The 15,024-nt window shown below is 46.0% G+C and carries 16 protein-coding genes; 10 read left to right on the top strand and 6 right to left on the bottom strand.

The window, feature by feature from the left end:
* Positions 1-145: 145 nt before the first annotated feature.
* The 4 genes from MUCPA_RS28260 to MUCPA_RS37955 all read left to right on the top strand — a co-directional run bounded on the left by MUCPA_RS28260 (position 146) and on the right by MUCPA_RS37955 (position 2,514).
* Entirely contained in the window at positions 146-436 is a 291-nt protein-coding gene (locus MUCPA_RS28260; protein WP_157544001.1) for a hypothetical protein, read from the top strand.
* 358 nt (positions 437-794) lie between these two features.
* Positions 795-2,024, top strand: coding sequence for a tyrosine-type recombinase/integrase (locus MUCPA_RS28255; protein WP_008511162.1), 1,230 nt, complete (start codon positions 795-797; stop codon positions 2,022-2,024).
* A 137-nt stretch (positions 2,025-2,161) separates the two neighbouring features.
* Entirely contained in the window at positions 2,162-2,356 is a 195-nt protein-coding gene (locus tag MUCPA_RS28250; RefSeq protein WP_040628249.1) for a helix-turn-helix transcriptional regulator, read from the top strand.
* A gap of 2 nt (positions 2,357-2,358) precedes the next feature.
* Positions 2,359-2,514 (top strand): hypothetical protein, encoded by a 156-nt coding sequence (locus MUCPA_RS37955; RefSeq protein ID WP_008511157.1) that lies wholly within the window; start codon positions 2,359-2,361, stop codon positions 2,512-2,514.
* 152 nt (positions 2,515-2,666) lie between these two features.
* Here the strand turns inward: MUCPA_RS37955 and MUCPA_RS28245 are convergent, their stop codons facing one another.
* Positions 2,667-3,122, bottom strand: coding sequence for a J domain-containing protein (locus MUCPA_RS28245; protein WP_233276805.1), 456 nt, complete (start codon positions 3,120-3,122; stop codon positions 2,667-2,669).
* Positions 3,123-4,149: 1,027 nt separating this feature from the next.
* Here MUCPA_RS28245 and MUCPA_RS28240 point away from each other — a divergent pair.
* The 4 genes from MUCPA_RS28240 to MUCPA_RS28225 all read left to right on the top strand — a co-directional run bounded on the left by MUCPA_RS28240 (position 4,150) and on the right by MUCPA_RS28225 (position 6,216).
* Positions 4,150-4,809 (top strand): hypothetical protein, encoded by a 660-nt coding sequence (locus MUCPA_RS28240; protein WP_008511151.1) that lies wholly within the window; start codon positions 4,150-4,152, stop codon positions 4,807-4,809.
* Positions 4,730-5,290 (top strand): hypothetical protein, encoded by a 561-nt coding sequence (locus MUCPA_RS37950; protein ID WP_157544000.1) that lies wholly within the window; start codon positions 4,730-4,732, stop codon positions 5,288-5,290. The genes MUCPA_RS28240 and MUCPA_RS37950 overlap by 80 nt, the downstream gene beginning before the upstream one ends.
* Positions 5,291-5,360: 70 nt before the next feature.
* Positions 5,361-5,849 carry a hypothetical protein gene (locus MUCPA_RS28230; RefSeq protein WP_008511150.1) on the top strand — a complete coding sequence of 163 codons (489 nt, stop codon included), beginning with the start codon at positions 5,361-5,363 and terminating at the stop codon, positions 5,847-5,849.
* Between the two features lie 148 nt (positions 5,850-5,997).
* Entirely contained in the window at positions 5,998-6,216 is a 219-nt protein-coding gene (locus MUCPA_RS28225) for a hypothetical protein (protein ID WP_008511148.1), read from the top strand.
* A 194-nt stretch (positions 6,217-6,410) separates the two neighbouring features.
* Here the strand turns inward: MUCPA_RS28225 and MUCPA_RS28220 are convergent, their stop codons facing one another.
* The 5 genes from MUCPA_RS28220 to MUCPA_RS28195 form a co-directional block, all read right to left on the bottom strand.
* Complete coding sequence (locus MUCPA_RS28220; RefSeq protein WP_008511146.1) at positions 6,411-7,757, bottom strand: C40 family peptidase; 1,347 nt, start codon at positions 7,755-7,757, stop codon at positions 6,411-6,413.
* Positions 7,758-7,775: 18 nt separating this feature from the next.
* Complete coding sequence (locus MUCPA_RS28215) at positions 7,776-7,997, bottom strand: hypothetical protein (RefSeq protein WP_008511144.1); 222 nt, start codon at positions 7,995-7,997, stop codon at positions 7,776-7,778.
* Positions 7,987-9,182, bottom strand: a protein-coding gene (locus MUCPA_RS28210) for an IS3 family transposase (RefSeq protein WP_085983328.1) whose coding sequence is annotated in 2 segments (ribosomal slippage) — positions 7,987-8,907 and positions 8,910-9,182 — 1,194 coding nt in all. Because the reading frame shifts where the segments join, the coding sequence is not laid out codon by codon here. Before MUCPA_RS28210 ends, MUCPA_RS28215 begins: the two co-directional genes overlap by 11 nt.
* A 227-nt stretch (positions 9,183-9,409) precedes the next feature.
* On the bottom strand, positions 9,410-10,903 hold the full coding sequence (locus tag MUCPA_RS28200) for a hypothetical protein (protein WP_008511139.1): 1,494 nt from the start codon (positions 10,901-10,903) through the stop codon (positions 9,410-9,412).
* Between the two features lie 15 nt (positions 10,904-10,918).
* The gene (locus tag MUCPA_RS28195; RefSeq protein WP_008511137.1) at positions 10,919-11,179 is read right to left on the bottom strand and encodes a hypothetical protein; all 261 of its coding nucleotides are present in this window, start codon (positions 11,177-11,179) and stop codon (positions 10,919-10,921) included.
* Between the two features lie 679 nt (positions 11,180-11,858).
* On the opposite strand from MUCPA_RS28195, the gene mobF reads away from it, so the two are divergent.
* Together mobF and MUCPA_RS28180 are read left to right on the top strand one after the other, a co-directional pair.
* On the top strand, positions 11,859-14,630 hold the full coding sequence (gene mobF / locus MUCPA_RS28185) for a MobF family relaxase (RefSeq protein ID WP_008511134.1): 2,772 nt from the start codon (positions 11,859-11,861) through the stop codon (positions 14,628-14,630).
* Complete coding sequence (locus MUCPA_RS28180; protein ID WP_008511133.1) at positions 14,578-14,955, top strand: hypothetical protein; 378 nt, start codon at positions 14,578-14,580, stop codon at positions 14,953-14,955. Before mobF ends, MUCPA_RS28180 begins: the two co-directional genes overlap by 53 nt.
* The last annotated feature ends 69 nt before the right edge of the window (positions 14,956-15,024 follow it).

Here is a 15,024-nt window from a genome sequence, read left to right as displayed (position 1 = left end):
CTGTAGGGAAAAGATGGTAGGGAAAAGCCACAATAGCGCCGACAGCGCTAAAAAAGAAACGGAATAATTGTTCTGATGGCCATTGAAAACCACAATTTTAAGTTGTAAGCCCGCCGCCCTTAGTAGCCTATGGAGTGGTATAACATTGCAGATCATCAAAAATTATCATCAACAAATAACACAAAAAGGCGTCTTAGTGATCGAGCGCATCAACCTCGTTTCTATTACTGAAAAAATTTGCTGCGATGAAAAATGCCGATACCCGCAGCTTGCTTTACGGATACTTATCCATGTCATGGCGGGGATGGATACCGAAGGGAAAATATACATCAGCGCAAGGCGACTTGCGCATGTCCTGGGTGCCCACTACGATACCGTTACAAAATGCATTAAGTACCTGCGTGAAATCGAAGTCCTTCAAAAAGAAGTTTGCTAATATCCGAATGCTACTTTGTGGTACGGAACGACATTCACCGCATAGCTTCGATAACAAATTGCATCCGACACAATCCAGTAAAGAACACCCAAAGCCATGCTATGCGCGAGTATAAACATGAGTAGATGTAGCGTAGGCCGGCATGCTTTCAGCCACCATTAAAGGTTAGAAAGAATTGTCCGGCTTCAACCCGTGGAGCCATCCGCCAATCCAGCACAGCCTACAACAATCTACGTAATCCAGGCTGACACAGGCCCACAAAGCGATTAGCCATCCCACCAGATATCCATTAATCTGTTTACATCCGCAACGGAAGTGAGTAGATTTATGAGTAGAATTATTTGCGGGAATCTATTTTATGGCACTCACAGAACTTGCGATTAAAAGCTTCAAGCCGAAGGCCAAGCTCTACCGTGTGGCCGATAGCAGCGGGCTATGTTTAGAAATTGCTCCGTCAGGCAGCAAATTATGGCGCTGGCGTTATTATTTTAACGGCAAGGCGCAGATGTTCGCACTCGGCAAATACCCTGCAATCTCCCTCTCAGAAGTCAGAAAAAAACGTGATGCCGCCCGCGAATTATTAAATGCAGGAAAACATCCGGGTCGCGAAAAGAAAATTCAAAAACTGCGCAAAGCTCACGAGATGGATAATACGTTTGAGAAAATTGCACGGCGCTGGCTCGAAGTCAGAGGCGAGGGAAAAAGTGAAAGATACAACACGCAATCTCTGGCAAGGATGGAAAGGCACGTTTTCCCCCTAATAGGTGGATTACCCCTTGTGGATATTACCATTCCAGACGTGGTGGAAGTTGTGGAAACTATAGGAAAACGCGGTACGATAGAGATCGCCAACCGCATGAAACAAGCCATTAACCAAACATTTCGCTATGCTTCACAACGCGGGCTTTGCACGCATAACCCCGCTGCCGATTTGCGTGATATTCTGCCCTGCTCCGAAGAAAAGCACCATGCTTGCGTTTCGCCAACTGAACTCCCCAAACTACTACGCGCCGTTGAATCCTACAATTCAGATCAGGCAAGAATCGCCATGCAACTATTGGCGCTCACTTTTGTAAGAACCGGCGAGCTGATCGGCGCACAATGGGACGAGATTGATTGGGATCGGCAGGAATGGCACATCCCTAAAGAGCGGATGAAAATGAAACGACCGCATGTGGTGCCGCTCTCCACGCAGGCCATTGCCCTGTTACGCGAATTACAAACGCGTACCGGACAGCGCAGCCATGTCTTCTACAGTGCGGCCAGCAAGAATAAACATATCAGCAACGGAGCCGTGCTCATGGCACTGCGGCGCATGGGTTATCGCGGGCGCATGACCGGTCATGGCTTCCGCACAATGGCAAGCACCATCCTCAATGAAAAAGGATACGCGCCGGATGTCATCGAGCGCCAACTGGCGCATGAGGACAGCGATAAAATCCGGGCGGCCTACAACCGGGCAGAATACTTGCCCGAGCGTAAAAAAATGATGCAGGAATACGCAGATTACCTGACTGCCATTAAGGACAAAGCCAGAGAAAACAAAATCGCCGACATGAAGGGGCAGCGCCTAAAGCGTATAGCATGATGATGCATTAGCATCCGGCATTGTACATTCCACAGAAGGATTGCCATGATTTTCTTTTTGGAAGTTTTGCCCCGATTTTTTTTATGGCAAAACGCCGCCGTCGCCAAGACAGCGACATCAACCAGAAAGGAAAGACGATGCACAAGATCATGCGATTGCCGGAAGTGATTTACAATACCGGCCTGGCCCGAAGCACCATTTATCAAAAGATCGCCGCTGCCAAATTCCCCGCGCCCATCACGTTAGGCCCTAAATCGGTCGGCTGGTTGCAAAGCGATGTACAAAACTGGATTCAGGAAAAGATCAACCAAACGCAAACCAACAGAGCCTAACCATGTCTAAAAACGCCAAATCGCCAAAAGAGCAGGTTTCCCACTATGGAAAGAAGCTTTATTACGTCAACCCGTCCCTGATCGTGCAAAAGCCGAAGCCCGACAAAAGCGAGCCTCAATTTTTATTTGAGGACGTCGAAGACGATCACGACAAATAAACCGGGCCTCCCTGAAAGATCGCGGAGGGCTGGCGGTTTCTTTTGCTACTTTTCTTTTCCGCCGGAAAAAAGAAAAGTAGTCGCCGCATGCCAAAGCATGAACTTTGCAGTCCATGCTATAGAAAACAATAAACCGATTAGCTTCGTGCGCGTCAGCGACCCAGTCGATTACCGCTTTTACGCTTCAGGTTTTCATCGCGTATCGTTTCGCTACCGTACTTGCTTCGGATGGCGTCAAGTGATTTGCCGCTCGATCTCGCGGTCTTATATTCGGCAGTACGGAAATACCATGCCTGCTTTTTAGAAGCAAAAAAGAAGCCCGCCTTTTTTAAAACATCCCGTACGGGGTAGGTATTGCCGGTCACCCAAATCCAATGACCAACAATTTCGATGGTGACGCCGAGCAGGTGGGCAATGTTTTCAATGGCCTGCCGGTAGGCTTCCGACGAGAGTATCTCGTGTTCCGTTTCCTCCTCGCTAAGCCCTGCCCCATTCATGATCCTGGCAGTAGCGAACGCATATTCCCGGTTGATTTCCTGCATGACGGCCGTATCGCCACCTAAATCCGGATGATGCTGCCGGGCCAGTTTTTTGTAGGTTGCCTTCACCTCCTGGAGGGTCCGGCATTCATGGAACCATTGCACCGGTCAGGAATGATAGTTTCCGTAAAAATTCTTGCAGGTGGTCCTGCCGTTAATTGCCTCGTTTGCGCTCGCACCTCCCTGCAACTCCGCGCCATTCTGATTTTTTAAATCCATTTTCTTGATGGTGTTTAGTGATTAAAAAAATGTTTCTACCCAAACCATTTCGGCATACGCCTCAATTGGTCTTTGATAGAGGCAGAATATTTGCGCGGGGGGCGGGCACACCAGGCTGCCGCAAAAAATACGACCCGGAGCACAGCGCAGGCGTGGAGATTTTTTAAGCGGCACTCTGCATGGCCTTGTGTGCCGAAGAGGGATAAATTTGCCTCGTCAAAGGCCAAATGAAATCAAACCAACAAAAAATGCCATATAAAATCCTGGCTGAGCCAGCCAAAAAAGAAATGCCGATATCGGTTTAAGGGGGACTGCCTTCACGGTTACCGTTACCGTGCGCGGCACCCGCAGGGCTTGGTTCCTCTTAAACCGCCTTCTTCCCGTGGTGGGAAGTGCAAGTGCCTTGCTGCCGGTAAGCGGGAAATTTGTGGGTTAAACGAAGTGTACGATCAAATTCGGGATTGCTGGGTTGGCACCGGCAGCAAGACTCTTGTAGCGCGGCCGGAAAAATCGCGGAACGAAAGAGCGGAGTAAACGCAGCGAATGAGTGAGGCGGTTTTGACGGCGTGGGAAATGCATTAGCGGAATTAAACGATATGAGACTTGCTATCTGTAAGTAAACGGACATTATAAGGCAACTGATCATCTGGGGATGAATATAGCTGCACGAATCACGTATGAAGCCAACCTTCCCGCGTATTAAATTTTCTTAAAGCAACGATCAAAATGAATCAGACAAATAAAAAGCTCAATATCCCACCGCTAAAAATCAGGCGTGCACGCGAGTTAAATAAGTTATTTTAATTCGAAAAAATATCATTCGTATTTATAAATTATACGATTTTTTCTATATTTATAGAACTAAAACTATTACAATATGGAACGCAAAGAATTTATTAAAATTACCTCACTGCTTAGCGCCACTGCAATTGTTAATCCTGAATCGCTTTTTGCTCAATCTTGGATAATCGACATCCTTGAGGAATTAGGTAAAGCAATTTTGGTGGAATTATCTAAAGAACCTATAGAAGATTTTTTGCGAGAAATCCTTGGGCTGCCGAAAATGGCGAAGGATATTAAGAAAAAAAATGATGAATATGCTAAAGATAATACTTTTGAAAAAAACCAATCTTATCTCGTAAATAAATCTATATTTTATCCTGTTGCATCAAACCAAAATTATAATCGCACTGGACGATATATTGTCCCATTCTATCAATATCAGGATGATCAAACTTATAACCATATTGGCGATTTAGAAAAACACGAGGCTGAAACAATGGCGTGGGCTGCGAGGCATCTCCATTTTGATGAAGGTATTGATAAGGAGAGAAACACTAATATTATATTGCCGAGTAAGATAATATACCAAAGAAAATCTGACGTTAAACTTGAAACGAAATTTATTAATAAGGAAGGTGGCCAAGTAATACTACATAAATTTAAACATTCTCAATATGCCAGTTGCTCAATTCAAACAAGTTCGTATTCCCCTAACACACCAAAGTTATTACCGAGTTTTCCGCTACTTACATAAAAAGTGCCAATATTGGCTTTTACTAAGTGGTATTCTTTCGTGTTTCAGCGGCTGTGTTGGAACGCAAAATTCCGTCAAAAATTATCCAGACACCGTCGCGGTAGATAGTACCCAAAAAGCTCCTGTTGATAGCTTTAAAAAAGAAAATGATGCGATATTAGAAGAATATAAACAGTACGTGGCTCAGTCAAAGCCAAACTCAGAGGTTTTTCTAAGCGCAATATATCTAAGTAAATTTAAAACGCTCAATAGCCTTGCTGAGATTGATTCCTCAATGCAAAAATTTACTACTTTTAAGTCTACCTACAAGACCTTACCACCCAATTCAACAATTTATGCTATATATCCTGATCGCGATACTTCAACCTATCAAATTGTAGGAGATCAACTAACTATTAAGAATACGGATGCTTTTTGGCGTTTATATCATTTTTGCATCGTGATAATGAACGATACCGTTCCAGCGAACCCTACCTATTAACCTTTTCTTAAAAAGTATGATTTTGATAGAGGAACGGCTATAAAAAATTTATAAATTAGGAGACAAGGCTATGAAAGACAAAAGGTACGATTCTTCCGTCAATGTTATTTGTTCTCAAAACGGATTTATTACGAAGATTGAGTTTAAACGACCAATCTCATCAAACGGCAAAATATGGGAACAAGATATATATTCTTGGTCAACAAAAACAAAAGCTTATCATAAAGAGAATTCGATAATTGAAAGAAATTTTCTGAAGGAAGAGAGTAATTTGGGCTCTGATAAATGCATATATTCAGAAAAACTCAATATATCGATGAAACAAGCCCATACAGAGCTAAAAAAATCTCTACTGGATATGAGTTCGCATTTCCATGTGGATATTAAAATTTCAAATCACAAAGTGAATTACGATGAGTTCTGCAAAAACCTCGACAAAAGTGAAGCAATATTTGAAGCACATACTCTTCTTAATAAAGGCGTTTCAAATTCTCAATTCGCGCAACATCAGCATGTAAAAACAAAATTATCTTCTACACGGAAAATTTTTCTTGAATAAAATTCAACCACTTAAAAAGGCATTTAAGGATCACTCAATGTCTTGATAAATTATACGCTCTGAACCGTAACGATATAGCAACCGTGTCTCGCCCATCAGCGTAAAACTCATTCCTAATTTGGTGGTGTGGTTGACGAGTAATTTGCGCATGGAAGCGGTGGGTGCAACCTTAGAGAGCTTAACCTGCGGGAATGGCTACCCTTTAATCAACCTGGGAAGTGCAAGCGCCCTGCTGCCGATAAGCTGGAATTTTTTTTGGGGGGGGGTAAACGAAGCGTGCGATCAAATTTGGGATCGCGGGATTGGCACCGGCAACAAGGCTCTTGCAGCGCGGCCGGAAAAATTGCTGAACGAAAGAGCGAAGTAAACGCAGCGAATGAGCGAGGCGGTTTTGACGGCGTGGGAAATGCATTAGCGGATTGAAGCGGCATCCTTCGAAGAAGATACAGCGGAAAGCCCGACCCTGACCCCGATGAAATCGCGGGCAGGGTAATGCCCAAAATTGGTTTTGTATTTAAACTCTAAACATCCTTATAGGCGCTATAAGGGAAGATGTCTGTTCTAATTAATATTCTTGTTTATTACCGACATAGTTATCTTAGTGGTACTACCAACGGCAATGGACGGTTGGTTTATATCAAAGGAAAAAGATGGTTGGCGTGTATCTTCGAGAAAAGTTCCGTCTGGCATTGTAGCAGAGACTATTAATACAGGAATGGATCGGTCACTAACTCTAAGTCGGTTATTCGTAACAGGAGTAGCCATAGTAGGATGATCGAAGCTAAGGTATTTTTCCATGTCCGAAGTAAATCTTACAGTAACACCAGGCACAGTCTGGCCTTTAGAGTCATAGACTGTTGCTCCCAAAAAATATTCAGCGTATACAAATGATGGTTTTGGCCCGCTTGCAGCAAAAACGAGATTGATTCTTAGTGATGTTAATAATGTGTATTGCGATTGGGGGTTGGTAAACCGAAAGACTTTATACCCCCTGCCGAAAAGAGATTTAAGTCCATCGTCATCCGGATTCATGGCGACCGGTCCATGCTTTATATCAGAATTTGTTTTGCAGTCATTTTTGGGTTTACCAAAAGAATTCAAAATTATTCTACTGGATTGGTTGCTAATTTGGCTATCAAAAACCATTCCCATATGGTGACCAGCCCGGACCACTATATCACCTTCACGGAGGTCATACTTTATATTGAGACCCTTGGTAATATCAATGGCCTTAATGCCAGAATAAATGGTCGATTTATCTAATGCAGAATTCCAGTTGCTTATATTTGCATACCCGCCAGTATTCATTCTGGCAATAAGTAGTCCCGCCCTATTAAATACTTGGTAGATTAAGCCGGAGCAATCAAGGCCATATCTCGCCACGTCACAGTTGCAGTCAGTTTCATTTGGATCTTCACTGCATTGATGCTGCTGATTAATATCACTAGCGTACCAAACGTAAGCAAGCCTATCTTGTCCGACCACATTTGGAAACTTAGTATGAAATTCTGCGATCTCCGACGGATATCGCAGGGCCAGATCAAAAGCAGCTCTTTTGCATTTATTGATCAAATCATTTAGAGCTGAGCCAGTGGATGTAGATTGCTGAGATTCAGATTGTGTTTTCAACAAATTATTGGATTGGTTGAAATTTAATGGGTGGGTCTTTATCCATTCGTCAAGGCTGCCACCTTCTATTGTTTTTAAGTCTGAGAGTCGCCAAGTTGAATCAATAGGAAAGCTTTCCCATAATTGATATTCACCATCGGCTGTTGTGAGCCCTACTTCTTTTTCCTGCGTAACTTTATCGTCTGTTGCTGAAGGGAGTTGTTCTTTTTTTTTGCAGCCAATAAACAAAATAATTATGGAAGCAAACAAGATTGTATTAAGTGACTTATAATTTCTCATTTATTGATGGATTTTGCTTTAATCTGGCTGATACTGCGTTTTTGGCTCATTAGAAGATTTGTCAAAATTAAAATTTAAAGGGTGCGACTTAATCCATTCATTTAAATTACCGCCTTCAATTGTTTTTAGGTCTGAAGATCGGGTTTCAACTACGGGAAAGCTTTCCCATAATTGATATTCGCCGTCGGATGTCGTGAGCCCCACTTCTTTTTCTTCTACCTGAGGATGGTCAACCCCCATTATTAGGTCCAGAGATTAAGTTACAGGATTGGGTGTATGGAGGCATGAAGGAAGGGGCCGAAGCGTAAGCGTAGGCCCCTTCCTTCATGCGGGCCAGCGGTGCGGGTGGCTTGTACCCGAGACTGGTGTGGGGACGGATGTGGTTATAATGATGCCGCCACTGTTCCAGGATCACCTGGGCTTCCTTCAGTGTATGGAACGTCTCCGCGTTTAGGCACTCATCGCGCAGGCGACCATTGAAGCTCTCATTATATCCATTCTCCCACGGGCTGCCGGGCTCGATATACAAGGTCTTGATGCCAAGTCTTTCCAGCCAGGATCTGATCGACTTGGCGGTAAACTCGGAGCCGTTGTCGGAACGGATGTGATCGGGAACGCCGCGAGTTGTAAATAACTCTGTCAGCACCGACATCACATCGTCCGATTTTAAACAGTAGCCCGTTCGTAAGGACAGGCATTCACGCGTGTATTCATCCACCACCGTTAATGTCCGGATCTTGGTTCCATCCGTGAGACGCTCCGCCACGAAGTCATACGCCCATACATGGTTGGGCCAGCATGGACGCAGCCGGATGCATGAGCCATCATTCAGATACAAGCGACCTTTCTTCTTATGCCGCGTTGGAACCTTGAGGCCCTCCTGCCGCCAGATCCGTTCCACCCGCTTGTGATTGACGACCCAGCCTTGCGTGCGCAGTAGCGCCGTAATCCGTTTGTAGCCGTAACGACCATACTGCCTGGCCAGAGTAATAATATCGGCGGTGAGCGCTTCTTCATCATCTGCTCGTATTGACTGTCGCCGCTGTAATCCACGACTTTGCCCCAGAGCCGCACATGCCTGCCGCTCTGTGATCCCCAGCTTCTGCTGCGCATAGATCACAGCCTCCCGTCGCCGCTCGGGACTGGTTAGAACTTTCCCGTCGATACTTCCTTCAGGATCAGATTATCTAGCGTCAGATTCGCAACGGCGCGCTTTAACCGCGCATTCTCCTGCTCAAGCTCCTTCAGGCGCCGAGCCTGATCCAACCCCAGTCCGCCATATTCTTTGCGCCACCGGTAATACGTGTTCCCCGTGACATCCAATGCACGCAACACATCCGCCATGTTCTGCCCTTGACCAAGCAGCACTTCAGCTTGTCGTAAATACCCAATAATCTGCTCAGCCGTATATCGCTTCCTTGCCATTAAAATACTCCCTATCCATGGTCCTTAATCTATCCAGACTAACTCTGAATGTGGACCTATTTATAGGGGGCGGCTCAAGGAGAAGTTTGCTGGACTATTACTGAAGGGTTTTGTTCTGTGCACCCAACAAAAAACGCGAGTGTCGATGCAATCAAAATAATGTTAAGTGAGAGAACAGTTTTCATTTTATCCCATTGCTAATTATCAATATTAGAAAGGTAATAGCTTTAAAATTTGCGAACTGCACGTATATTTGAAGGCGGATAAACAGGTGCACCGCCCCGAGCATTCCCATCAACCGAATAAGATGATCCATTACTGAAATTCAGAAATGAAATCGCTATGAACGTTGCACCTTTTCCAGTACCATAATAGTCTGGATCGGGATTAACTATCCAAGTCGATGAAGCATAATAATTCGACAAAAAGCCACCTACAATGTCTTTTTGTTTATATAATTCGGCCAATTCGAGACTCGATGGCAAATACCAATCCGAATAACCGCCACCTTTGTAATTCGAGCACAGGAGAGCGACTCCTTTAGCCGCAGTATTTGAACTTATTAATTTTTGTGTGTTCGTTAAACCACTGTAAATTGCAGATTCATTACCAGTAGTAGTTACATTTCCTGTCTCCGGTATGTCATGCGGAATTGTATAATTAGTACTTTGATCTTGTGTTGCAGCTATGAGTCCGTGCTGATTAGTATTATCTAAATAAAATAGGCTACCACCGAGCATTTGGTCACCAATTGCGACTATGCGAACGATCTGATAGCCCGTTTTCCAATACGGGTTTGATAAAGCCTTAGAAAGAGAAATAGCGTGCACTCCTCTTTTTGGCCCCCAGTTGTTCATCTGATCTTGCAGCGAAAGAGGTACCGGCGTCCCGTGTGACGAAAAAACAACCCAGCCCTTAGTTGAATTACTTAACATTCCAATATGTCTTTTGCCTGGCCAAATTATATAGTCACAATTTTTGAATTGGTCAGGACTTAACGCTCCAAGATTACAAACTCGCATACCAGTATAAGCAGTTTTTTTTGCTAATGCTTGTCTTAGCGCTCCTTCAAAAGTGATGGAGATGCAATCAGAAATTTGCACGCCGGCATTTCTTGAAAGATTAATCATTAATCCGGAACAATCGGTACCAAAAACGGAATATTTTCTATGTAGCAAATTTCCATCAGGAGGCGGAAGCCTGTGCCCGTAATCACGCTGACCATAGCTATAGGCATAGCCCATATGCTTGGGACTAAGTTCACCATCATCAGGGTGAGTTACAAAGATTTTTTCAGCACTAAGTTCAACCACATTAACCCACATGTCGTCAATCAGTAGATCTCTGGCCAATGCCGTTAAAGATTTATTGGTTCCGAGAGTGGTAAGTATAGGATTTGTAAATTGAACTTTTTCGCCTTGTTGAATTATTGCAGCATCTGGATACTTTGGTGTGCCATCAGAAAAGAAAATATCATCGTGCGAAATATCTACACTGATACTATCCATGAAGTCGGCATCTTCCGGGCTTAATCCGTCACCTGCTATATTTAAAGTTGCGTTAAAATCGTCAGTAGGTGATGCCGGAGATTCATCATGACGCTTACATGCAGATTGCATAAAGAGAAGGAATATCAAGCAGATCAGGAAGGAAAACTTATTTTTCACGTCGATATTTTTTGATAGGACAAGATACCAAAAAACATTATTATAGTCAGCCAATTATTTCTTTATAATTCAATCATTTTCTGATTTTTCGACAATCAACTTATTTGTGTTTGGCGCACCAGCAGGGCGGGTTATCTCTTCAGATTTTAGATCAACACTAATGCTATCCATAAAGTCGGCATCTTCTGGGCTTAACCCATCGCCAACCTTCGAATCCTCCATAAATTTTTTTGTAGCAACTAATGAGTGCGACGTATCATTAATTTGAAAAGCCGCTAAAAGCAGGATGAAGTATGTTATATATAGCCTCACGACATTTCGCTTATCCATCTTTGCACTCGCTTTATAAGTGAATCATAATATGTACTGCAAGGCCTCACGCCTGGAAACAAGTTAATTACAACGTCATTACTGTTTATGTACTATAAAGAAAAAGCAATAAAATATATCAATAAGTCTAACTAATAAACATTAATAGCGCTAAGGCTAATTATCGAGGCTCTGTCGATCAAGGCTCGTAGTTATTTTTTTTCGCTGTCTGCTCGAAACCGTACCGGGAATGTCCGTCCGATGTAAATAGTTCATCATAGGCGGGGTTTACACACTTAATTTTGTCCAAAACGAATCCGTCTCTGGGTCAGAGCGTCTACAGAGTATTGATAGGTGCGCGGCGGCAGCTTCAGCTTCTCATGAAAAGGACAGGATCAGCCCCGCCTACGCCGCGAACGATGCGGTGAGCAATACGTAATCTCAGGCAGTCCCCCGATAGCCATTTAGCTATAGCGGGCACCGGCAAATAGAGGAAACAGCCCATCGCCTCGCGACAATTGTGCAGGACAAAGATGCTGGTTTCCGCATTGGACATATCACCAGCGATAAGGGCGGCGTAACCCTCAGCCATGCAGAAAAAGGCCTTACGAAAATACCATATCAAACCACGTTAATCCACGTCAGACCAAAATTTTGCAGAGTCAAAAACGCGTCGTAATATGCAGGAAATCAGGCAGAAATGTTACGCATAACCATGAACAAATCCGCTTCCGGCGCTAAGAAATATTACTGCGAGCAGTATTATAAAGAGGGCCATTCGGCGGCGTTCAGCTATTACGGCGAAGGCAGAGAGCTGATCGGTAGATGGGGTGGAAAAGCCGCCGAAAATCTCGGCCTGACCGGCAGCATCGATAAAAAAGCCTTCGCGCAATTATGCGACAATATCAACCCGCTGACGCGCAAAACCCTAACGGGGCGGAACGACACCGACCGCACGGTCGGCTATGATTTTACGTTCAATGCCAGCAAATCGGTAAGCCTCGCTTACGCCTTTGCGGATGAGAGCGACAAACGAATCATTCTCAGCGCGTTCCAATCCGCCGTGCGCGATACGATGACGGATATCGAAAGCGGCATGCAGGCGCGTGTACGCGCGAAAGGAAAGAATGAAAACCGCGTCACCGGCAATCTCGCCTACGGCGAGTTCACCCATTTTACCACCCGCCCGATTGATGGGGTGCCTGACCCGCATTTGCACAGCCATTGCTTCGTGTTCAATGCCACGTTCGACGGCGAGGACCAGAAATGGAAAGCCGGGCAGTTTCAGCAGGCCAAGCAGGATGCGCCTTATTACGAAGCCATCTTTCATGCAAAGCTGGCGCAGCAATTACAGCAGGCCGGTTACCAGGTCGCCCGGACGAAGAACGGGTTCGAGCTGACCGGGATCGACAAGCGCACCCTTGAAAAATTCTCGCGGCGCACCCAGGAGATCGAAGATTATAGCCGCGAACACGGCATTACCGATGACACGCAGAAAGCAAAGATCGGTGCCAAAACACGCGAGGCCAAACGAACGCCGCTTTCGACGGAACAACAGGAAAGCGCCTGGCATTCCCGGCTCACGGCAGATGAGCAAACCGCCCTGCTCCGCCTTAAACAACAACCTGCCCCAACGAAAGACGAAGAGGCCGCAAAGCGCGCAGTGCAATTTGCCTTAGACCATCGTCTCGAACGCAAATCGGTAGCGAGTGATAAAGAAATTTTGGCCATGGCCATTAAATCCGCCATTGGCGAATCCTCGCCGGAACAAGTCCGGCAAGCGTTCAGACAGGAAAGCAATGTTCTGTCCGTAACCGAAAAACTCCGCACGTTTATTACGACGAAGGAGGCATTGAAGGAAGAAAAGCAACTGATTCAGCATTGCATCGCCGCCCGCAATAAATTCCGGCCCATCCATGAACACTACGCGCCGCAAAACCCACTGCTCAACCATCAGCAAAAAGCGGCGGTGAAACACGCGCTATCCTCGACGGACGGGATCGTCCTGATTACCGGCAAAGCCGGAACCGGAAAAACCACGCTGATGAAAGAAGTCCAGCTCGGCATCATCGAAAGCGGCAAACAAATCTTTTCGTTCGCGCCGTCGAGCGAAGCCAGCCGGGGCGTGCAGCGCAGCGAGGGGTTTGCCAATGCCGACACGGTGGCGCGGCTCGTGCAGCAAACCAGCCTGCACCCCCAATTCAAAAACCAGGTGATCTGGATTGACGAAGCGGGCATGTTGTCCAACAAGGATATGAACCGCGTCCTGGCGATTGCTCAGGCGCAAAGCGCGAGGGTAATCCTTTCCGGCGATACGAAGCAGCATACCAGCGTGGAACGCGGGGACGCCATGCGCATCATCCAACAGGAAGCAGGCATTAAGCCGGTCACGGTGAGCAAAATCCAGCGGCAAAAGAACATGGCCTATAAAGAAGCCGTGCAGCATCTATCCGAGGGCAAAGTAGAGCAAGGGTTTAAAAAGTTAGACCGGATGGGGTCCATCCAGGAAATAGCGGACAGCACGCAGCGCGTGAACGCGGTTGCTAATGAATATTGTACCGCCACTTATGGCGGTAACGGCCCGGCGAAAGAAGTGCTGGTGATCGCCCCCACCCATGCCGAAGGCGAGATCGTCACCGATAAAATTCGGGAAAAGCTCAAAGAGAATCACCTGATCGGCCAGGAAGACCGGACATTTGAGATACTCAAAAACCGTCAACTCACCGAAGCAGAAAAACAGCAGCCGGAAAGTTACAGATTGGGGGATGTGGTGATCTTCCACCAGCATAGCAAGGGCGTAAAAGCCGGGGAAAAACTAAAAGTATCGCAGGCGGATGAAGCAGGCGTGCAGGCGGTGGATGCCGCCGGGGCCGACTACCATCTCGCCCTCGCCGAATCCAAAAAGTTCTCGGTCTTTGAACCACGGCCATTAGCGATCACCGAGGGCGATAAATTGCGTATCACGGCTAATGGTAAAAGCAATGAGGGCAAACACCTGTTCAACGGCTCGGTTTTCCAGGTCGAGGGATTCGATCCCGAAGGCCAGATTCAGCTTTCCAATGGCTCGACCATCGCGCCGGATTTCGGACATTTCAATTTGGGCTATGTGTCCACCTCCCATGCCTCGCAAGGCAAAACGGCAGATCAGGTCATCATCTCGCAAAGCTCAGCCACCTTCAAAGCATCGTCGCTGGAGCAATTCTACGTCTCTGTCTCACGCGGACGTGAGGCCGTATCTATCTATACCGACGATAAAGCGCATTTGTTGGATGCGGTCAGCCAATCGGCAGAGCGCCTATCGGCCACGGAACTGATGACCAAACGCCAGGAACAGGTTCAGGCAATGAACCGGTTGGCGTATCCCGGAACGGAAAACACTTCGCATCACTACGATTATTTAACCCCACAAATCGCAACCCATGGACTTCAGACAGCGGCTCGAACAGAGCAAAATCCATCGCATCAGCGTTAATTCTTCCGCCGAGCAGGAAGAAAATATCGCCTCCCCGTATTTTATGACAGACCGGAGTAAAAACCCGGTTTGTCTTGAACTGCGCCTGTCAGACGGTAGCCGCAAGGCTCTTCCGTACACCTATTTCACGGAAATTAATTTTGAAGTGGATATGGGTATCGAAGTAGTGACCACGCAAAAACGTATTAGGATTACTGGTCGGAACCTCATGGCATTGTACGAATGCCTGGTTACCTACCGTGTTCGCTACGTACAGGCAGACATGGGAAACGATGCGCAGGAAGATGGGCTCTTTGTTTCGGGAATTGGGTTGGAAGATTTATAATGAACGGCAACCCGTCAGATTTCTATTGATCCTTATTCCCCCAAATTATTTAGCGATACCTTATGCGAG

Source organism: Mucilaginibacter paludis DSM 18603 (assembly GCF_000166195.2).
GTDB lineage: Bacteria > Bacteroidota > Bacteroidia > Sphingobacteriales > Sphingobacteriaceae > Mucilaginibacter > Mucilaginibacter paludis.
This window is presented reverse-complemented; position numbering and strand designations above follow the sequence as displayed.